Here is a 20,164-nt window from a genome sequence, read left to right on the forward strand (position 1 = left end):
ACTCGTCAGTGGGTACGGGTGACTTTGCTCAGGTGGCGCGGTTGGTCGGGGTCCATGCCACGGGCCACGGCCAGGTGGGCGGCCATCACGTAGAAACTCTGGATTGCCAGGATCGGATCGAGGGCCGGGTGCTCGGCGCAGCACAGGTCCAGGTCGCGTTCGGCCACGTCCGGCGGCGCCGCCAGCAGCACCCGGGCGCCGCGCTGGCGCATCTCGGCGGCGAGCTTGAGCAGCCCGGCTTGTTCGGCACCGCGTGGGGCGAAGACCAGCAGCGGATAGCCCGCGTCGATCAGGGCCATGGGACCGTGGCGGACTTCCGCGCTGCTGAAGGCTTCGGCCTGGATCGCCGAGGTTTCCTTGAATTTCAGCGCGGCTTCCTGGGCGATGGCGAAACCGGCGCCCCGGCCGATCACCATCAGTCGTTCGCAATCGCGCAGGGTCTCGATGGCCTTGCTCCAATCGCGGGTTGCGGCCTGTCTCAGACCTTCCGGCAGGGCCGCTCCGGCCGCGAGCAAGGCCGGGTCCTGGCGCCAATGGCCGAGCAGGCGGGCACTGGCGCTGAGGGTGGCGATAAAACTCTTGGTCGCGGCCACGCTTTGTTCCGGCCCGGCCAGCAGTGGGATCGCATATTCGCAGGCGGCTTCCAGGGGTGAGTCCGCGGCGTTGACCAGGGCCACTGTCAAGGCGCCGCGCTCACGCAGCAGGCGCAGGCTGTCCACCAGGTCGGGGCTCTGGCCTGACTGGGAAAAGGCCAGTACCGCCTGGCCGCTGACCTGTAACGGTGAGTGTTGCAGGGTCACCACCGACATCGGCAAAGAAGCCACCGGGACCCCGGTCTGCTGCATGGCGATATAGGCGAAGTAGCTGGCGGCGTGGTCGGAGCTGCCGCGGGCGACGGTCATTATCACCTGCGGCGGTTGCTCGCGCAGCCGTGCGCCCAGGGTTATCAGCCGTGCATCGAGCTGTTGCAACTGGCGGCTGACCGCCTCGTGGGCCGACAGCGCCTCTTCAAGCATTCGGGAAGTCAACGGCTTCTCCTTCGACCATGATCGAGGTCAGTGTCAGTGAACGGTCCAGGCGCACACAGTCGGCCCAACTGCCGGCTTGCAGGCGTCCGCGTTCGGCCAGGCCGAGATAGTCGGCGGGGAACTGCGACAGGCGCTGCGAGGCTTCGGCCAGCGGCAGGCCGATCTTCACCAGGTTGCGCAGGGCCTGGTCCATGGTCAACGTGCTGCCGGCCAGGGTGCCGTCGGCCAGGCGCACGCCACCCAGGCATTTGGTCACGGTGTGGCTTCCGAGCTTGTACTCACCGTCCGGCATGCCGGCCGCCGCCGTGGAGTCGGTGACGCAATAGAGGCAGGGAATCGAGCGCAGGGCCACGCGGATGGCGCCGGGGTGCACATGCAGCAGGTCGGGGATCAGTTCGGCGTAGCGGGCGTGGGCCAGGGCGGCGCCGACGATGCCGGGCTCGCGGTGATGCAGCGGGCTCATGGCGTTATACAGGTGGGTGAAGCTGGTGGCCCCGGCCTCGAGGGCGGCCACGCCCTCTTCGTAGCTGCCCAGGGTATGGCCGATCTGCATGCGGATGCCACGTGAGCTGAGGTCACGGATCAACGGCGCATGGCCGGCGATTTCCGGGGCGATGGTGATGACCCGGATTGGCGCCAGGCGCAGGTAGTCTTCGACTTCGGCGCTGATCGCGGTGTGGGCGAAGTTCGGTTGTGCGCCCAGCTTGCCGGGGTTGATGAACGGACCTTCCAGGTGCACACCGAGGACCCGGGCGGTGCCGGGTTGGCGCTGTTCGCAATAGACCCCGAGTTGGCCGAGGATCAGGCTGATTTCCTCGGGCGGCGCGGTCATGGTGGTGGCCAGCAGCGAGGTGGTGCCGAAGCGCAGGTGGGTACGGGCGATGGTCTCGAAGGCATCAAAGCCCTGCATGATGTCCTTGCCGCCGCCGCCATGGACATGCAGGTCGATAAAGCCGGGCAACAGGTATGGCAGGTCGTTTTCGCGCGGATCGCAAGGTGTGCCCTCGATCTGCGTGACCTTGCCGTGCTGGTGCAGCAGGCGACCGCGAATCCAGCCTTGCGGGGTGAGGATGTTGTCTTCGGACATGGCAGGCTCTCTGAACAGGCTAACGCCGCAGTTCGGCGACGAAGTCGTAGTAATCGTTACGGCAGTAGGTGTCGGTCAGCTCGATCGGGGTGTTGTCCTCGAGGTAGCCGACGCGGGTCATCAGCAGCATCGCGGTGCCGGGCGCGATGCCCACCAGCGCGGCGAATTCGGCCGAGGCGTTGATCGCGCGAATATGTTGCAGGGCCCGCACCACCGGGCGGCCGATGCTGTCGAGGAAGGCGTAGAGCGAATCGCCGACGGCCTCCGGGTCCGGCAGCAGGGCGGCGGGCAGGGTGCTCATTTCGATGGCCATGACCGTGTCGTCGGCGGTGCGCAGGCGCTTGAGCCGGGTGACCTGGTCCCGTGGCGACAAGGCCAGGCGGATCAGTTCCTCGTGGCTCGGCAGGGCGATCTCGCGCTCCAGCCAGCGCGAGCCGGGGACAAAACCCTTGGCCCGCAGCCGTTCGCTGAAACTCGACAGGCGTGACAGTGGTTGTTCCAGGCGTGGGGTGATAAAGGTTCCGGAGCCCTGGCTGCGACGGATCAAGCCTTGTTCCAGGAGGACTTCCAGGGCCTTGCGCGCGGTCACCCGGGAAATGCTCAACAGCTCGCTCAGATTGCGCTCCGAGGGCAGTGCCTGTTCGGCTTTCCACTGGCCGGCATGGATCGCCGCTTCCAGGTTGCGCGCCAGCTGCAGGTACAGCGGGGTCGGCTGGGACTCGTCGGGTCGCAGAGCGAGGATGTCGTTCATGTAAGATTTTTCCTGTGCGTTTGTTAGAAGTTTTGCACTCGGACAGTGGTGATGAAAGTAATACCACTTGAATACCATGTCAATGCCAGTGGTTTCGTACGAGTGCAATAAAAACGCCCGTCATGGGGGACATGACGGGCGCTGGATGACGCAGTGGTATCAGGGTGGTTCGGCTCAGGGGCGGATTTCCACCATAGTGCCGTCCTTGACCAGTCCCCAGACCTCGCGCATATCGACATTGCGCATGGCCACGCAACCGTCGGTCCAGTCCAGGGTGTAGAACAGCTGTTCCGGGTAGTCCTCGGAGTCCGGGGTGCCGTGGATCATGATCATGTCGCCGGGGTCCACGCCTTCGCGGCGGGCGCGGACCGAATCGCTGATATTGGGGTAGGACAGGTGCAGCGACAGGTTGTATTTGTCACTGGTCTTGCGCCAGTCCACCCAATAGAAACCTTCGGGCGTGCGGCGGTCGCCGGCGATGAGTTTCTGGCCCTTGGGGTTTCTCCCCAGGGAAATGCGGTAGGTCTTCAGCGGTTTGCCGTCACTGATCAGTTGCAGTTGATGGGCGGACTTGAGGACAAGGACCTTGTCGATAATTTTGCCGCTCAGCGGGTCGGCGGCGGAGGCCTGGGACAGGGTGGCGAACGACAGGCAGAAGACAACTAACAACCAGCGCATTAAAACGGTATCCCTGAGGGTGAAGGGTTTCTGATTATCGGGTGGTATTACGTGGCGCCATGGGTGGCACGGCTTCGCTGCGAACCGGGTACTGCTCGGTCGAGCGGTCGGCGAAAAAGTATTCCAGGGTCCGTCCGACGGTCCTGAACGCCAGTTCGGACCAGGGGATCTCGTGTTCTTCGAACAGGCGCACTTCGAGGCTTTCTTCGCCGGCGGCAAAAGTCAGGTCCACCAGTTCGGCACGGTAGAACACGTGTACCTGGTTGATATGGGGCACGTCGATCAGCGTATAGATGTTCAGGTTGCGCACCTGCGCGCATGCTTCTTCCAGGGTTTCCCGGCGGGCGGCCTGTTCCACGGTTTCGCCGTTTTCCATAAAACCGGCGGGCAGGGTCCAGTAACCGCGGCGCGGCTCGATGGCGCGCCGGCAGAGCAGGACCTGGGTGCCCCAGACCGGCAGGCAGCCGGCGACGATATTGGGGTTTTGGTAATGAATGGTGTCGCAGTGGTCGCAGACGAAGCGCAGGCGCGTGTCGCCCTCGGGTATGCGTTGACTCACTGGTTTACCGCATTGGCTACAGAACTTCATGCTGGATTCTCTTGGCAATACGTCTATCTTCGCGTGGGCGCGGTCTGTCGGCAAGTTGTGCTTTCGCGACATGGCAACGTTCGGGACTTGGGCCAGCCACTTCTTTTGGTGCATGATGCCGGGTAAGCCGCAAATCGAGATCAGCCATGCTGGACGAGTTACTTCGACGTGTAAGCAGCCATACGCCCCGCCCCCTGGAAACGGATAGTCGTTTTCCCGAGGCGGCGGTACTGGTGCCCATCACCCGCAGTGACGAACCGGAACTGGTGCTGACCCTGCGCGCCAGCGGTCTGTCGACCCACGGCGGCGAGGTGGCCTTTCCCGGCGGGCGTCGCGACCCGGAAGATCCGGACCTGATCTTCACCGCCCTGCGCGAAGCCGAAGAGGAAATCGGCCTGGCCCCGGGGCTGGTGGAAATCATCGGCCCCCTCAGTCCGCTGATCTCGCTGCACGGAATCAAGGTCACGCCTTATGTCGGGGTAGTGCCGGATTTTGTCGACTATCGGGCCAACGACGCCGAGATCGCCGCGGTGTTCAATGTGCCGCTTGAGTTTTTCCGCCAGGATCCCCGCGAGCATACCCACCGCATCGACTATCAGGGCCGCAGTTGGTACGTGCCCAGCTACCGCTTTGGCGAATACAAGATCTGGGGGCTGACGGCGATCATGATCGTCGAGCTGGTCAACCTGTTGTATGACGCGCGGATCAGCCTGCACAATCCCCCCGAACGTTTTATCAATATCTAGAGCTACCGTTCAGGTGGCCGTGAGCCTTGAGGACAACCCTATGAAATACCGTCTGGGCGATGCCCGGGTCGAGACGCATCCGCACAGCTGGGTGGCGCCCAATGCGACCCTGGTCGGCAAGGTCCGGCTGGAGGAGGGGGCCAGTGTCTGGTTCAACGCGGTGTTGCGCGGCGACAACGAACTGATCCTGATCGGCCGTAACAGTAATGTGCAAGACGGCACGGTGATGCACACCGACATGGGCTTTGCGCTGACCATTGGTACCGGGGTGACCATCGGCCATAACGCCATGCTCCATGGCTGCACCGTGGACGACTACAGCCTGATCGGCATCAACGCGGTGATCCTCAACGGCGCGAAGATCGGCAAGCACTGCATCATCGGCGCCAATGCCCTGATCGGCGAGAACAAGGAAATTCCCGACGGTTCGCTGGTGATGGGCTCGCCGGGCAAGGTGGTCCGCGAGTTGACCGAGGCACAGAAGAAAATGCTCGAGGCCAGTGCCGCTCACTATGTGCACAACGCCCAGCGTTATGCCCGTGACCTGGCGGTCGACGAAGCATGAGCAGTGCCGAACGTCCGCTGGCCTCGCCTTGCGTGAGTGTCTGCGCGCTGGATGAGCAGGACATCTGCATCGGTTGCCAGCGCACGGTGGAGGAGATCACCCGCTGGAGTCGCATGGACAACAGCGAGCGCCGCGAGGTGCTCGGGCGTTGCCATGAGCGGGCCAGGGCCGGTGGCTTGCTGTGGATACCGAACGCCAAACCGAATTCATGAAATACACGCGGACCTTGTAGGCGCTGGCTTGCCAGCGATGGCGTCCTTGAAATTGATGCAAGACTCAAGGGCCTCATCGCTGGCAAGCCAGCTCCAAGGATTTTTGGTGTTTGTGAGGTCGTAGGTGTTTCCCGGCAGGCCTTTCGGTATTGGCCGACAAACGCTTGAGCTTGGCCGTGCGCGGTTGCTGAAGTACCCTGTGCGGCTACATAGACAAGGTAGTCTGCAACCCATGCTTTTTCTTCTCGCCTACATCGCCAGCGTCGTACTGATCAACTTCGCCTTCTCCGCCGCGCCGCACCTGGACATTATCTGGTCAGCCTGGGGCGGGTTGGTGTTTATCCTGCGCGACATGGTGCAGACCCGCTTCGGCCACGGCGCGATTGTCGCGATGATCGCAGCGCTGCTGTTGTCCTACTTCACTTCCGAACCGGCCATCGCCCTGGCGAGCGCCACCGCCTTTGCCGTCTCCGAATGCATCGACTGGCTGGTTTTCAGCATCACCAAGCGCCCGCTGCACGATCGCCTGTGGATAAGTTCGGCGCTAAGCATTCCGTTGGACACTTTTATCTTCTTCGGTCTGATCGGCGCGCTGACCCCGGGGGTGATCCTCACCGCCCTGGGTTCGAAATTCGCCGGGGTGACCTGCGTCTGGCTGGCCATGGCCTGGCGGATGCGCAAGGCGGCGCTTTCCAGCTGAAGCCACGCCCGTTCGGTTCATGTCCCGCTCAGTTCATGTAAAATGCCGGCCTTTCTTCCCGACAGGTGTCTGATTGTCCAGGCGCCGTCGTTGATCTGCTTCCTTGAGGACCTGAAATGACCCGTATCGGAACTCCACTGTCGTCGACCGCGACTCGCGTATTGCTCTGTGGCTGTGGTGAGCTGGGCAAGGAAGTGGTCATCGAGCTGCAACGCCTGGGCGTCGAAGTGATCGCCGTTGACCGCTACGCCAATGCGCCGGCGATGCAGGTGGCCCATCGCAGCCACGTGATCAATATGCTCGACGGCGCGGCCCTGCGGGCGGTGATCGAAGCCGAGAAACCGCATTTCATCGTCCCGGAAATCGAAGCCATCGCCACCGCCACCCTGGTGGAACTGGAAGCTGAAGGCTTCACCGTGGTGCCGACCGCCCGTGCCGCGCAACTGACCATGAACCGTGAAGGCATCCGTCGCCTGGCCGCCGAAGAGTTGCAGTTGCCGACCTCGCCGTACCACTTCGCCGATACCTTCGAGGCCTACAGCAAGGCCGTCTCGGACCTGGGCTTCCCGTGCGTGGTCAAGCCGGTGATGAGTTCCTCGGGCAAGGGCCAGAGCCTGCTGCGCAGCGATGACGACGTGCAGAAGGCCTGGGACTACGCCCAGGAAGGCGGGCGTGCCGGTAAAGGTCGGGTGATTGTCGAGGGCTTCATCGACTTCGACTACGAAATCACTCTGCTGACCGTTCGTCATATTGGTGGCACCACGTTCTGCGCGCCGGTCGGCCACCGTCAGGAGAAGGGCGACTACCAGGAATCCTGGCAGCCGCAGGTCATGAGCCCGTTGGCCCTGGCCGAGTCGGAGCGGGTTGCCAAGGCGGTGACCGAGGCCCTGGGTGGGCGCGGCATGTTTGGCGTCGAGTTGTTTATCAAGGGTGACCAGGTCTGGTTCAGCGAAGTCTCGCCGCGTCCCCATGACACCGGCATGGTGACCATGATTTCCCAGGACCTGTCGCAGTTCGCGCTGCATGCCCGGGCGATTCTCGGCTTGCCGATCCCGTTGATCCGCCAGTTTGGTCCGTCGGCGTCGGCGGTGATCCTGGTGGAAGGGCAGTCGACCCAGACCGCGTTCGCCAACCTGGGGGCGGCGTTGAGCGAGCCGGATACCGCCTTGCGCCTGTTCGGCAAGCCGGAAGTCAATGGCCAGCGCCGCATGGGTGTGGCGTTGGCGCGGGACGAGTCGATCGAAGCCGCGCGGGCCAAGGCCACGCGTGCTGCTCAGGCGGTTGTGGTCGAGCTGTAATCACGCCCGCGAGCGCGGATTTGTGCCATGCGTACAATTTGTGCTCGCCACCGAACTGTAGGAGCCAGCAAGCTGGCTCCTACAAAGCGGAGTCAGGTCACCTTGTTCAAATCGTTGTAGCGCGTCTCCTTCAAGCAGAAAATCGCAATCAGGCTCAACGCCGCCGCTCCCGATATATACCCGCCGACCCAGCTCAAACCACCCAGCGCCACCAGTTTCTGGGCAAAGAACGGTGCCGCCGAGGCGCCAACGATGCCGCCCAGGTTATAGGCCGCCGATGCGCCGGTATAACGTACGTGGGTCGGAAACAGCTCCGGCAGCAACGCCCCCATCGGTGCGAAAGTAATCCCCATCAGAAACAGCTCCAGGCACAGGAACAGCGCGACGCCCGTGGTCGTGCCATGGCCCAGTAACGGCTCCATGGTAAAACCGGACAGCAAGGCCAGTACGCCGCCGAAAATCAACACCGGCTTGCGCCCGAAGCGGTCGCTGGCCCAGGCCGCCAGTGGCGTGGCCGCGGCCATGAACAACACGGCAAAACACAGCAGCCCGAGGAAGGTCTCGCGACTGTAACCGAGGTTGGCCACGCCATAGCTCAGGGAAAACACCGCCGAGATATAGAACAGCGCGTAACACACCACCATCGCCAGCGAGCCGAGCAGTACCGGCGCCCAATAGCGGCTGAACAGCTCGACCAGAGGCATTTTTACCCGTTCCTGGCGGGCCACGGCATTGGCGAAGATCGGCGTTTCCTCAAGCTTTAGGCGCACATACAGGCCGACCATCACCAGCGCGGCGCTGAGCAGGAACGGAATGCGCCAGCCCCAGGAGCGGAACTGTTCGTCGCTCAGGGTCATGGCCAGGATCAGGAACAGGCCGTTGGCGGCGAGAAAGCCGATGGAGGGGCCCAGTTGCGGAAACATGCCGAACCAGGCGCGTTTGCCCGCGGGGGCGTTTTCGGTCGCCAGCAGCGCGGCCCCGCCCCATTCGCCGCCGAGCCCCAGGCCCTGGCCGAAGCGCAGCAGGCACAAAAGGATCGGCGCCCAGGCGCCAATGGTCGCGTAGCCGGGTAGCACGCCGATCAGTGTGGTGCACACGCCCATCAACAGCAGCGAAGCGACCAGCGTCGATTTACGCCCGATACGGTCACCGAAGTGGCCGAACAGGATCGAGCCCAGCGGGCGGGCGAGGAAGGCGATGCCGAAGGTCAGGAAGGCCGAGAGCATCTGCGCGGTGCTGTCGGTCTGCGGGAAAAATACCGGCCCGATCACCAGGGCGGCGGCGGTGGCATAGACGTAGAAGTCGTAGAACTCGATGGCCGTGCCGATAAAGCTGGCGGTCGCCACTCGTGCGGTCGAGTTCAGCGGTTTGCTTGGCGTGGCAGTGTCAAAGGTGCTGCTGGAAGTCATTGCGGGCGTCCCTGAAAGTCTTGCGCGTGCGAATTATTAGTATTGAACGCCCAGGGATAAGGGCAGGTTCCGCGCGGTTCAAGGTTCGAACCAGCGTCGGATTGTGACAATGTGTGGGGCCGGAGGGGAGGATTGCGGGTAAGCAAGCGTTCCGACTAGGCTGGGTAAGCCGGGTCGATTATAGGAAGGCACTGACGGATCAAACAAGAGCGAAGGCCGGCGCTGGTGTGGGTTCGGCGAGATATTGTAGGAGCCAGCTTGCTGGCGATGGCGTCCTCGAAAGCGACGCAAGGCTCAAGGGCCTCATCGCCGGCAAGCCGGCTCCCACAGGGTTATGCGGCGCTTTCGTTAGAGGGGCGGAGTCGTCGCTGGGGTAGTGCTGGTGTGCCAGGCCAGCACCCGGCTGACCCGATTGTCCTCGGTCTCGAGGATTTCCAGGCGGTAACGGCCGATCTTCAGGCACACCGCGCTTTCCGGGATGGTTTCCAGGGCTTCGGTGACCAGGCCGTTGAGGGTTTTCGGACCGTCGCAAGGCAGGTGCCAGCCCAGGCTCTTGTTCAGTTCGCGAATTGACGCGGCACCTTCGATCACCAGCCGGCCATCGGCCTGCGGATGGATATGCGGGTTGTCGAGGCTGTGCTCGCTTTCGAATTCGCCGACGATTTCTTCCAGGATATCTTCCAGGGTGACGATGCCCAGCACTTCGCCGTATTCGTCCACGACCATGCCCAGGCGCCGCTGCTGCTTGTGGAAATTCAGCAGTTGCAGTTGCAGCGGCGTGCTTTCCGGGACGAAGTACGGCTCGTGGCAGGCCGCGAGCAGGGCGGCTTTGGTCAGGCTGGCATCGAACAGCAGATTGAGGATCTGGCGGGTATTGATCACCGCCTCGACCTGGTTGATATCGCTGTGGAACACCGGCAGGCGGGTACGGCGGTTCTTCAGCAACTGTGCGGTGATTTCCTCGATGGAATCGTCGAGATTGATCCCATCCACTTCGCTGCGCGGCACCAGGATGTCGTTGACCGTGATGTTGTCCAGCGCCTTGATGCTCGACAGCGAATGGCTGCGCGGTGGGTGTTCCGGTTCGTCTTGCGGATCGAGGGGTGGCTGGTCCTCATCGCTCTGCTTGACTGCGTTGACCTTGCTGATAAAGGGCCGCAGCAACAGTTGGGCGATACCGTGCAGCAACCAGGCCGCGGGGTAGATGATTTTCAGCGGAATCCCCAGCAAGGCGTTGCCGGTGGCCAGGATCGGCTCGGGATAACGGACGGCGAGCAGGCGCGGCAGGTAGTCGGCAAAGACCAGTAGCAGCACCGTGGCTCCCAGGCAGGCCCGCCAGGGCCCGTGCTGGCCCCACAGCAGGATCGACAACAGGGTGCCGAGAATGACGACGACGACCCGGCACAGGGTATTGCACAGGATCAGGCTGTCGCGGGGGAATTTCAGCCGGGCTGCTGGTTTTTCACCCGAGCGCGAGGCCGGGCGCAGGGCGGCGAGCTGGTGCTGGGCGACTTCAACGGCGGTAAACAGCGCCGACCAGAGAATCAGCAGGGCCAATACGGCGAGCATTGGCCCGGCGGGCAGGTTGTCCATGGTCTTGTCGGCCCGTCAGATGTGCAGGATGTATTCGCGGACCAGCTTGCTGCCGAAATAGGCCAGCATCAGCAGGCAGAAACCGGCCAGGGTCCAGCGGATCGCCTTGTGCCCGCGCCAGCCGAGACGATTGCGCCCCCACAGCAGCACGCTGAACACCACCCAGGCCAGGAAGGCCAGCAGAGTCTTGTGCACCAGGTGCTGGGCGAACAGGTTCTCGACGAACAGCCAGCCGGAGATCAACGACAGCGACAGCAGGCTCCAGCCGGCCCAGAGAAAGCCGAACAACAGGCTTTCCATGGTTTGCAGCGGCGGAAAATTGCGGATCAGCCCGGAGGGGTGCTTGTTTTTCAGCTGGTGGTCTTGCAATAACAGGAGCAGGGCCTGGAACACCGCGATGGTGAACATGCCGTAGGCCAGGATCGACAGCAGGATATGCGCCAGGATCCCTGGCTCCTCGTCGATGATCTGCACCGTGCCCGAGGGCGCGAACTGTGCCAGCAGCACCGTCAGCAAGCCCAGCGGAAACAGCAGGAGCAGCAGGTTTTCCACCGGAATGCGCGAGCAGGCCGCCAGGGTCAGGGCGATCACGGCGACGGCGATCAGGCTGGCGGCGTTGAAAAAGTCCAGGCCCAGGCCGATCGGGGTCATCAGGTGGGTGAGCAGGCTCACCGCGTGGGCGATCACGGCGATTACGCCGAGCCCGACCAGCAGGCGTTTGTTCGCCTTGGCGCCTTGGCGCAGGCGGGTGCCCTGATAGAGGGTCGCAGCGGCGTAGATGAAGGCGGCGGCGAGGCTGGTCAGTAAACTGGGTGACAAAGGGAGCATAAGTCCTGTTAGGCAAGCCCGAAAGACGCTGAGTTTGGCATAGAACCCCCGGTCCACGAAAGACCGTGGCGCTAGTGGCCGCTTGCAGTCTCCGCTATAATCCGCGACCTGCCCACGCCGCAGGCTCGCCAGGCGCTGTTTTTCCTTGTTCCGGCAGCCATCACTTCGGTCTCCATAAGGGCCTCAAAGGATCGCGCATGTTTGAAAACCTGACCGACCGTCTCTCGCAGACGCTGCGCCATGTCACCGGCAAGGCCAAGCTGACCGAGGACAATATCAAAGACACCCTGCGTGAAGTGCGCATGGCGTTGCTCGAAGCTGACGTCGCCCTGCCGGTGGTGAAGGACTTCGTCAATTCGGTCAAGGAGCGCGCGGTCGGCACCGAAGTGTCGCGCAGCCTGACCCCGGGCCAGGCGTTCGTGAAGATCGTCCAGGCCGAGCTCGAAAGCCTGATGGGCGCCGCCAACGAAGACCTGAACCTCAGCGCCGTGCCGCCTGCGGTGGTGCTGATGGCCGGTCTGCAGGGGGCGGGTAAAACCACCACGGTCGGCAAGCTGGCGCGCTTCCTCAAGGAGCGCAAGAAGAAAACCGTGATGGTGGTGTCGGCCGACGTCTACCGTCCGGCGGCGATCAAGCAGTTGGAAACCCTCGCCGGCGACATCGGCGTGACCTTCTTCCCGTCCGATCTCAGCCAGAAGCCGGTGGACATCGCCGAAGCGGCGATCAAGGAAGCGCGCCTCAAATTCATCGACGTGGTCATCGTCGACACCGCTGGTCGTCTGCACATCGACGACGAGATGATGGCCGAGATCAAGCAACTGCACGCGGCGATCAAGCCGGTGGAGACGCTGTTCGTGGTCGACGCCATGACCGGCCAGGACGCCGCCAACACCGCCAAGGCCTTTGGCGATGCGCTGCCGCTGACCGGGGTGATCCTGACCAAGGTCGACGGCGACGCCCGTGGCGGTGCCGCACTGTCGGTACGGGCCATCACCGGCAAGCCGATCAAGTTCATCGGTATGGGCGAGAAGAGCGAAGCGCTCGAGCCCTTCCACCCGGAACGGATCGCCTCGCGCATCCTCGGCATGGGCGACGTGCTCAGCCTGATCGAGAAGGCCGAACAGACCCTCGACAAGGAAAAAGCCGACAAACTGGCTAAAAAGCTGAAGAAAGGCAAAGGCTTCGATCTCGAAGACTTCCGCGACCAGCTGCAACAGATGAAGAACATGGGCGGTCTCGGTGGCCTGATGGACAAACTGCCGAACATCGGCGGGGTCAACCTGGCGCAGATGGGCAACGCCCAGGGCGCGGCCGAGAAGCAGTTCAAGCAGATGGAAGCGATCATCAACTCCATGACCCCGGCCGAGCGCCGCGACCCTGAGCTGATCAGCGGTTCGCGCAAACGCCGGATCGCCATGGGCTCCGGCACCCAGGTGCAGGACATCGGACGCTTGATCAAGCAGCACAAGCAGATGCAGAAGATGATGAAGAAATTCTCCGCCAAAGGCGGTATGGCCAAGATGATGCGCGGCATGGGCGGTATGTTGCCCGGCGGCGGCATGCCGAAAATGTAAAAGATTCGCGTCGGCCTGACGGCCGGCGCTACCCCCGCAGGGATGCGGGGGATCGCCAGTAAACCCGCGTTTAGCGGGAGCTGACCTGCCGTCTTGACGACGGCTCTATGGCAAATCCAGATTGCACGGCGCCGGGCGCCGGAAAAAGTCATTTGCAAAAGTCCGTATATTCCTTAGAATATGCGGCCTTTCGGGCACCCATGCCCGCTGTGCATTTAGATTTGCAGCACCGACTACAGGAACGATGTTCACATGCTAACAATCCGTCTTGCCCTTGGCGGCTCCAAAAAGCGCCCGTTTTACCACCTGACCGTAACCGACAGCCGCAACGCTCGTGACGGTTCGCACAAAGAACAAGTGGGTTTCTTCAACCCAGTTGCTCGTGGTCAGGAAGTTCGTCTGTCCGTGAACCAAGAGCGCGTAGCCTACTGGCTGAGCGTTGGTGCACAACCTTCTGAGCGTGTTGCTCAGTTGCTGAAGGAAAACGCTAAGGTTGCGGCCTGAGCAATATGAACGCGACGCCGGCTTCTACCGATGATTTGATCGTTATCGGCAAGATCTATTCTGTTCATGGCGTTCGCGGCGAAGTGAAGGTTTATTCCTTTACTGATCCGATTAAAAACCTGTTGGAGTACAAAACCTGGACGCTTCGGCGCGAAGGTAGCGTGAAACAGGTGGAGCTGGTCAGTGGACGCGGGAACGACAAGTTCCTGGTCGCAAAGCTCAAGGATCTCGATGATCGTGAAGAAGCGCGTCTTCTGGCCGGTTATGAGATCTGCGTGCCGCGCAACCTGTTCCCAGACCTGACCGACGGCGAGTACTACTGGTACCAGCTGGAAGGTCTCAAGGTTATCGACACCCTCGGACAACTGTTCGGGAAAATCGATCACCTGCTGGAGACTGGCTCGAATGATGTCATGGTGGTCAAGCCTTGCCCGGGCAGCCTGGATGATCGCGAACGCCTGTTGCCCTATACCGAGCAATGCGTGTTGGCTGTCGACCTTGCCGCTGGCGAGATGAAGGTGGAATGGGATGCGGACTTCTAAGCTGGCTGGCCTGCGCGTAGAAGTGATCAGTTTGTTTCCCGAAATGTTTTCCGCCATCAGCGATTACGGCATCACCAGTCGTGCGGTGAAACAGGGGCTCTTGCAGCTGACCTGTTGGAACCCGCGGGACTACACGACGGATCGTCATCACACTGTGGATGATCGCCCATTTGGCGGTGGTCCGGGCATGGTGATGAAGATCAAGCCCCTTGAGGACGCCCTGGTTCAGGCCAAGGCAGCAGCAGGGGAGGCGGCGAAGGTGATTTACCTGTCGCCCCAAGGCCGGCAACTGAATCAGTTGGCGGTACGCGACCTGGCGAACGAGGAAGCCTTAATCCTCATTGCAGGTCGTTATGAAGGCATTGACGAGCGCTTTATAGAGGCTCATGTCGATGAAGAGTGGTCGATTGGGGACTATGTTCTTTCCGGTGGCGAGCTGCCGGCGATGGTCCTGATAGATGCGGTTACACGGCTGCTGCCCGGAGCTTTAGGGCATGCGGACTCCGCGGAGGAAGATTCCTTCACGGATGGTTTGCTGGATTGCCCGCACTACACCCGTCCGGAGGTGTATGTGGATCAGCGTGTTCCCGACGTGTTGCTCAGTGGCAACCACGCACATATCCGGCGTTGGCGTCTGAAGCAGTCCCTTGGCAGGACCTCGGAACGACGCGCCGATCTTCTGGAAAGCCGCTCGCTTTCTGGAGAAGAGAAGAAGCTGCTCGAGGAATACATCCGCGAGCGGGACGATAGTTAACAACGTATCGATGGTAGATCGAACGATTTACCTTAGGAGCACAGCATGACTAACAAAATCATTCTGCAACTCGAAGCCGAGCAGATGACCAAAGAGATCCCTACCTTTGCCCCGGGCGACACCATTGTCGTTCAGGTGAAAGTGAAGGAAGGCGACCGTTCGCGTCTGCAAGCGTTCGAAGGCGTGGTAATTGCCAAGCGTAACCGCGGTGTGAACAGCGCGTTCACCGTACGTAAAATCTCCAACGGTGTTGGCGTAGAGCGTACTTTCCAGACCTACAGCCCGCAAATCGACAGCATGGCTGTCAAGCGTCGCGGTGATGTACGTAAGGCCAAGCTGTACTACCTGCGCGACCTGTCGGGTAAAGCCGCTCGCATCAAGGAAAAACTGGTTTAAGTCCAGCTTCCGATGCAGAAAAAAGCAGCCTCCGGGCTGCTTTTTTGCATTCCGGGTTTTGAAAAAGCCGTTTGCCGCTGTCACAGTCGGGTTGCAATGAACACCCTGTAGGAGCTGGCTTGCCAGCGAGAGGCCCTTGAGCCTTGCAGCGCTTGCCCGGACGCCATCGCCGGCGAGCTAGCTCCTACAATGTTCATCTGCTTATCGCCTTTTGTTTTTCGAGCCCTTATGCCCGCCATCGATCACCCGCTTATCGACCAGTTTCTCGACGCCCTGTGGCTGGAAAAAGGTCTGTCCGACAATACCCGGGACGCTTATCGCAGCGACCTGGCGCTGTTCAACGGCTGGTTGCAGGAAAAAGGCCTGGAGCTGGACAAGGCTGGCCGCGAGCTGATCCTCGATCACCTGGCCTGGCGTCTGGAACAGGCCTACAAGCCGCGCTCCACCGCGCGCTTTCTCTCTGGCGTGCGAGGCTTCTATCGTTACCTGTTGCGGGAAAGGCTGATTGCCGTCGACCCGACCTTGCAGGTCGAGATGCCGCAGTTGGGTCGGCCGTTGCCCAAGTCCCTGTCGGAAGCCGATGTGGAAGCGCTGCTGGCCGCCCCGGACCTGAGCGAAGCCATCGGCCAGCGCGACCGTGCCATGCTCGAAGTGCTCTACGCCTGCGGGCTGCGGGTCACCGAACTGATCAGCCTGACCCTGGAACAGGTCAATCTGCGCCAGGGCGTGTTGCGGGTCATGGGCAAGGGCAGCAAGGAGCGCTTGGTGCCCATGGGCGAAGAGGCGATTGTCTGGGTCGAGCGTTATCTGCGTGACGCCCGTGTCGAACTGCTCGGTGGGCGGCCCAGCGACGTGCTGTTTCCCAGCCAGCGCGGCGAACAGATGACCCGCCAGACCTTCTGGCACCGGATCAAGCACCAGGCCAAGGTCGCCGGGATCGGCAAATCGCTGTCGCCGCACACCTTGCGCCATGCCTTCGCCACGCACCTGCTCAACCACGGCGCCGACCTGCGGGTGGTGCAAATGTTGCTCGGTCACAGCGACCTGTCGACCACGCAGATCTACACCCATGTGGCCCGCGCGCGCTTGCAGGAAATGCACGCCAAACACCACCCGCGCGGCTAAGCCACACAGGGGTTCGGCCCCGCCGGGCTTATGTGATAGGCTCTATTGGTTTGCAAAGCGGGCGCTTGAAACCGATCTGTTTCCCAGAGGTCGTATCCGCTTCGACCCCTTTGCCCGCCTTCAGGAGTTCCCATGCGTTTGACCCAGATTTTCGCCGCCGCTGCCCTCGCTCTGGTCAGCTCCCTGGCCTTGGCCGATGACACCGCCGAGCAGGCGATTCGCAAGAGCCTCGAAAGCCTCCAGCTGGAAACCCCGGTGGAGAGCATCAGCGCCAGCCCCCTGGCCGGCCTCTATGAAGTCAAGCTCAAGGGCAGCCGCGTGCTCTACGCCAGCGCCGACGGCCAGTTCGTCATGCAGGGCTACCTGTTCCAGCTCAAGGACGGCAAGCCGGTCAACCTCACCGAGAAAACCGAACGCCTGGGCGTCTCCAAGCTGATCAACGGTATTCCGGTGGCGGAGACCGTGGTCTACCCGGCCATTGGCGAAACCAAGTCGCATATCACCGTGTTCACCGACACCACCTGCCCGTATTGCCACAAGCTGCATGCCGAAGTGCCGGCGCTGAACAAGATGGGCATCGAGGTGCGTTACGTCGCGTTCCCGCGCCAGGGCCTTGGCTCGCCGGGCGATGAGCAGTTGCAGGCGGTCTGGTGCTCGACCGACAAGAAAGCGGCGATGGACAAGATGGTCGAGGGCGATGAAATCAAGGCCGCCAAGTGCGCCAACCCGGTTTCCAAGCAGTTCGCCCTCGGTCAATCAATTGGGGTCAATGGTACGCCGGCCATTGTTTTGGCCGATGGTCAGGTCATTCCGGGCTACCAGCCGGCGGCACAAGTTGCCAAACTGGCACTGTCCGCCAAGTAATTCAGCCTCGTCATGCGCAACCTTTGACGAGCACTGCCCGCGGAACGGGTTCCCGGGTCATCAATAGCGAGCCGCTGGCAGTCCAGCGGCTGTTTTCCACGGCCGACCTCGTGTCGGCCGTTTCATGGGGAGTTCAGAGTGAAACCGGTCAAAGTAGGCATCTGTGGGTTAGGTACCGTCGGTGGCGGCACCTTCAACGTACTTCAGCGTAACGCCGAGGAGATTGCCCGCCGTGCCGGGCGTGGAATCGAAGTGGCGCAAATTGCCATGCGTACGCCAAAGCCTCAGTTCCAGACCACCGGTATTGCGATTACCCACGATGTTTTCGAAGTGGCGAGCAACCCTGAAATCGATATCGTCGTCGAGCTGATGGGCGGCTACACCGTCGCCCGCGAGCTGGTGCTCAAGGCCATCGAAAACGGCAAGCATGTGGTCACCGCGAACAAGGCGCTGATCGCCGTGCACGGTAACGAAATCTTCGCCAAGGCTCGCGAGAAGGGCGTGATCGTCGCGTTCGAAGCCGCGGTGGCCGGTGGTATCCCGGTGATCAAGGCGATTCGCGAAGGCCTCTCGGCCAACCGCATCAACTGGGTCGCCGGTATCATCAACGGCACCGGTAACTTCATCCTCACCGAAATGCGCGAGAAGGGCCGTACCTTCGAAGACGTGCTGGCCGAGGCCCAGGCGCTGGGTTACGCCGAAGCCGATCCAACCTTCGACGTCGAAGGCATCGATGCCGCGCACAAGCTGACGATCCTGGCTTCCATTGCTTTCGGTATCCCGCTGCAATTCGACAAGGCCTACACCGAAGGCATCACCAAGCTGACCACTGCCGACGTCAACTACGCCGAGGCCCTGGGCTATCGCATCAAGCACCTGGGCGTGGCTCGTAGCACCGCCGCCGGTATCGAATTGCGGGTACATCCGACGCTGATCCCGGCCGATCGTCTGATCGCCAACGTCAACGGTGTGATGAACGCGGTCATGGTCAACGGCGACGCCTCCGGTTCGACCCTGTTCTACGGTGCCGGTGCCGGCATGGAGCCAACGGCTTCGTCGGTCATCGCCGACCTGGTGGATGTGGTTCGCGCCATGACCAGCGATCCGGAAAACCGTGTCCCGCACCTGGCCTTCCAGCCGGACTCGCTGTCGGCCCACCCGATCCTGCCGATCGAAGACTGTGAAAGCGCCTACTACCTGCGCATCCAGGCCAAGGACCATCCGGGCGTGCTGGCCCAGGTCGCGAGCATCCTGTCGGAACGCGGCATCAATATCGAATCGATCATGCAGAAGGAAGTCGAAGAACACGACGGCCTGGTGCCGATGATCCTGCTGACCCACCGCGTGCGGGAACAGCATATCAACGACGCCATCGCGGCGCTGGAGGCCCTGCAAGGCGTGGTTGGCCCTGTCGTGCGGATTCGCGTCGAGCACTTGAACTAAGCCGGCGCTGCCGATTAGAGAGGAATTCTTCATGCGTTACATCAGTACCCGCGGCCAGGCACCGGCCCTGAACTTCGAAGACGTGCTGCTGGCCGGCCTGGCCAGCGACGGCGGCCTGTACGTGCCGGAAAACCTGCCACGCTTCACCCAGGAAGAGATCGCTTCCTGGGCCGGCCTGCCGTATCACGAGCTGGCGTTCCGGGTCATGCGCCCGTTCGTCACCGGCAGCATTCCGGACGCCGATTTCAAGAAGATTCTCGAGGAAACCTACGGTGCCTTCTCCCACGGCGCCGTGGCCCCGTTGCGTCAGCTGAATGGTAACGAATGGGTGCTGGAGCTGTTCCACGGCCCGACCCTGGCGTTCAAGGACTTTGCCCTGCAACTGCTCGGTCGCCTGCTTGACTACGTGCTGGCCAAACGTGGCGAGCGCGTGGTGATCGTCGGCGCCACCTCCGGCGACACCGGCTCGGCCGCCATCGAAGGTTGCAAGCACTGCGAGAACGTCGACATCTTTATCCTTCACCCGCACAACCGGGTGTCCGAGGTGCAACGTCGGCAGATGACCACCCTGTTCGGCGATAACATCCACAACATCGCCGTCGAAGGCAACTTCGACGACTGCCAGGAAATGGTCAAGAACAGCTTCGCCGACCAGAGCTTCCTCAAAGGCACGCGCCTGGTCGCGGTGAACTCGATCAACTGGGCGCGGATCATGGCCCAGATCGTCTACTACTTCCACGCGGCCCTGCAGTTGGGCGGCCCGGCCCGTTCGGTGGCGTTCTCGGTGCCGACCGGCAACTTCGGCGATATCTTCGCCGGCTACCTGGCGCGCAACATGGGCCTGCCGATCAGCCAGTTGATCGTCGCGACCAATCGCAACGACATCCTGCACCGCTTCATGAGCGGCAACCAGTACGTCAAGGACACCCTGCACGCGACCCTGTCGCCGTCCATGGACATCATGGTCTCGTCGAACTTCGAACGCCTGCTGTTCGACCTGCACGGGCGCAACGGTGCGGCCATCGCCGGCTTGATGGACACCTTCAAGCAAGGTGGCGGTTTCAGTGTCGACCAGGACCGCTGGAGCGAAGCGCGCAAGCTGTTCGACTCCCTGGCCGTGGACGATGCACAGACCTGCGCAACCATCGCCGAAGTCTTCGCCCAGAGCGGTGAAGTCCTCGATCCGCACACCGCCATCGGCGTGCGCGCGGCCCGCGAGTGCCGACGCAGCCTGGACACCCCGATGGTGATCCTCGGAACCGCGCATCCGGTCAAATTCCCTGAGGCAGTGGAGAAGGCGGGCGTAGGAAAAGCGCTCGAACTACCTGCGCACCTTTCCGATTTGTTTGAGCGAGATGAGCGTTGCACCGTCTTGGCCAATGACTTGAAAGTCGTGCAAGCCTTTGTCAGCCAGCATGGCAACCGTGGTAAGCCGCTCTGACAGACTAGAAAGGTCACACATTAAAGCCCGCCGCTTG

22 protein-coding genes are annotated in these 20,164 nt (G+C 62.1%); 14 read left to right on the plus strand and 8 right to left on the minus strand.

Going from position 1 to position 20,164, the window contains the following annotated elements; genetic code table 11:
- Positions 1-5: 5 nt before the first annotated feature.
- The 5 genes from AC07T0_RS00280 to AC07T0_RS00300 form a co-directional block, all read right to left on the minus strand.
- Positions 6-1,028, minus strand: coding sequence for an SIS domain-containing protein (locus AC07T0_RS00280; protein WP_494999320.1), 1,023 nt, complete (start codon positions 1,026-1,028; stop codon positions 6-8).
- A complete protein-coding gene (gene nagA, locus AC07T0_RS00285; RefSeq protein ID WP_494999321.1) occupies positions 1,009-2,115 on the minus strand; it encodes an N-acetylglucosamine-6-phosphate deacetylase in 1,107 nt (368 codons plus the stop codon). The genes AC07T0_RS00280 and nagA overlap by 20 nt, the downstream gene beginning before the upstream one ends.
- A gap of 19 nt (positions 2,116-2,134) precedes the next feature.
- On the minus strand, positions 2,135-2,866 hold the full coding sequence (locus tag AC07T0_RS00290) for a GntR family transcriptional regulator (protein WP_494999322.1): 732 nt from the start codon (positions 2,864-2,866) through the stop codon (positions 2,135-2,137).
- Positions 2,867-3,040: 174 nt separating this feature from the next.
- Positions 3,041-3,544, minus strand: coding sequence for a L,D-transpeptidase family protein (locus AC07T0_RS00295; protein WP_494999323.1), 504 nt, complete (start codon positions 3,542-3,544; stop codon positions 3,041-3,043).
- A 34-nt stretch (positions 3,545-3,578) separates the two neighbouring features.
- Positions 3,579-4,133, minus strand: coding sequence for an NUDIX hydrolase (locus AC07T0_RS00300; protein ID WP_494999324.1), 555 nt, complete (start codon positions 4,131-4,133; stop codon positions 3,579-3,581).
- Between the two features lie 146 nt (positions 4,134-4,279).
- Here AC07T0_RS00300 and AC07T0_RS00305 point away from each other — a divergent pair, with 146 nt between their 5' ends.
- From AC07T0_RS00305 to purT, 5 genes are all read left to right on the plus strand, one after another.
- The gene (locus tag AC07T0_RS00305; RefSeq protein WP_494999325.1) at positions 4,280-4,879 is read left to right on the plus strand and encodes a CoA pyrophosphatase; all 600 of its coding nucleotides are present in this window, start codon (positions 4,280-4,282) and stop codon (positions 4,877-4,879) included.
- A 40-nt stretch (positions 4,880-4,919) separates the two neighbouring features.
- Complete coding sequence (locus tag AC07T0_RS00310; RefSeq protein WP_494999326.1) at positions 4,920-5,444, plus strand: gamma carbonic anhydrase family protein; 525 nt, start codon at positions 4,920-4,922, stop codon at positions 5,442-5,444.
- Positions 5,441-5,656, plus strand: a complete 216-nt coding sequence (locus tag AC07T0_RS00315; RefSeq protein WP_494999327.1) for a DUF1289 domain-containing protein — start codon at positions 5,441-5,443, stop codon at positions 5,654-5,656. The genes AC07T0_RS00310 and AC07T0_RS00315 overlap by 4 nt, the downstream gene beginning before the upstream one ends.
- 232 nt (positions 5,657-5,888) lie before the next feature.
- Complete coding sequence (locus tag AC07T0_RS00320; protein ID WP_494999328.1) at positions 5,889-6,356, plus strand: VUT family protein; 468 nt, start codon at positions 5,889-5,891, stop codon at positions 6,354-6,356.
- A gap of 116 nt (positions 6,357-6,472) precedes the next feature.
- Positions 6,473-7,654 carry a formate-dependent phosphoribosylglycinamide formyltransferase gene (purT, locus tag AC07T0_RS00325; protein ID WP_494999329.1) on the plus strand — a complete coding sequence of 394 codons (1,182 nt, stop codon included), beginning with the start codon at positions 6,473-6,475 and terminating at the stop codon, positions 7,652-7,654.
- Positions 7,655-7,746: 92 nt separating this feature from the next.
- Here the strand turns inward: purT and AC07T0_RS00330 are convergent, their stop codons facing one another.
- From AC07T0_RS00330 to AC07T0_RS00340, 3 genes are all read right to left on the minus strand, one after another.
- On the minus strand, positions 7,747-9,063 hold the full coding sequence (locus AC07T0_RS00330; RefSeq protein WP_494999330.1) for an MFS transporter: 1,317 nt from the start codon (positions 9,061-9,063) through the stop codon (positions 7,747-7,749).
- Between the two features lie 348 nt (positions 9,064-9,411).
- Positions 9,412-10,656 (minus strand): transporter associated domain-containing protein, encoded by a 1,245-nt coding sequence (locus AC07T0_RS00335; RefSeq protein WP_494999331.1) that lies wholly within the window; start codon positions 10,654-10,656, stop codon positions 9,412-9,414.
- 15 nt (positions 10,657-10,671) lie between these two features.
- Complete coding sequence (locus AC07T0_RS00340) at positions 10,672-11,484, minus strand: cytochrome C assembly family protein (protein WP_494999332.1); 813 nt, start codon at positions 11,482-11,484, stop codon at positions 10,672-10,674.
- A 197-nt stretch (positions 11,485-11,681) separates the two neighbouring features.
- Between AC07T0_RS00340 and ffh the strand changes: the two genes are divergently transcribed.
- The 9 genes from ffh (at position 11,682) to thrC (ending at position 20,127) form a co-directional block, all read left to right on the plus strand.
- Entirely contained in the window at positions 11,682-13,058 is a 1,377-nt protein-coding gene (gene ffh / locus AC07T0_RS00345; RefSeq protein ID WP_494999333.1) for a signal recognition particle protein, read from the plus strand.
- Positions 13,059-13,310: 252 nt separating this feature from the next.
- Positions 13,311-13,562 (plus strand): 30S ribosomal protein S16, encoded by a 252-nt coding sequence (rpsP, locus tag AC07T0_RS00350; RefSeq protein ID WP_017124058.1) that lies wholly within the window; start codon positions 13,311-13,313, stop codon positions 13,560-13,562.
- 5 nt (positions 13,563-13,567) lie between these two features.
- Positions 13,568-14,104, plus strand: a complete 537-nt coding sequence (gene rimM, locus AC07T0_RS00355; RefSeq protein WP_494999334.1) for a ribosome maturation factor RimM — start codon at positions 13,568-13,570, stop codon at positions 14,102-14,104.
- Positions 14,091-14,858 carry a tRNA (guanosine(37)-N1)-methyltransferase TrmD gene (trmD, locus tag AC07T0_RS00360; protein ID WP_494999335.1) on the plus strand — a complete coding sequence of 256 codons (768 nt, stop codon included), beginning with the start codon at positions 14,091-14,093 and terminating at the stop codon, positions 14,856-14,858. Before rimM ends, trmD begins: the two co-directional genes overlap by 14 nt.
- A 45-nt stretch (positions 14,859-14,903) precedes the next feature.
- Positions 14,904-15,254, plus strand: coding sequence for a 50S ribosomal protein L19 (gene rplS, locus AC07T0_RS00365; RefSeq protein WP_191485515.1), 351 nt, complete (start codon positions 14,904-14,906; stop codon positions 15,252-15,254).
- A gap of 228 nt (positions 15,255-15,482) precedes the next feature.
- Complete coding sequence (xerD, locus tag AC07T0_RS00370; protein WP_494999336.1) at positions 15,483-16,379, plus strand: site-specific tyrosine recombinase XerD; 897 nt, start codon at positions 15,483-15,485, stop codon at positions 16,377-16,379.
- A 132-nt stretch (positions 16,380-16,511) separates the two neighbouring features.
- Positions 16,512-17,243 carry a DsbC family protein gene (locus AC07T0_RS00375; RefSeq protein ID WP_248794698.1) on the plus strand — a complete coding sequence of 244 codons (732 nt, stop codon included), beginning with the start codon at positions 16,512-16,514 and terminating at the stop codon, positions 17,241-17,243.
- A 138-nt stretch (positions 17,244-17,381) separates the two neighbouring features.
- The gene (locus AC07T0_RS00380; protein WP_494999337.1) at positions 17,382-18,686 is read left to right on the plus strand and encodes a homoserine dehydrogenase; all 1,305 of its coding nucleotides are present in this window, start codon (positions 17,382-17,384) and stop codon (positions 18,684-18,686) included.
- Positions 18,687-18,717: 31 nt separating this feature from the next.
- A complete protein-coding gene (gene thrC / locus AC07T0_RS00385; RefSeq protein ID WP_494999338.1) occupies positions 18,718-20,127 on the plus strand; it encodes a threonine synthase in 1,410 nt (469 codons plus the stop codon).
- Positions 20,128-20,164: the final 37 nt, after the last annotated feature.

This window comes from Pseudomonas sp. GW821-FHT04D07, from assembly GCF_059420225.1.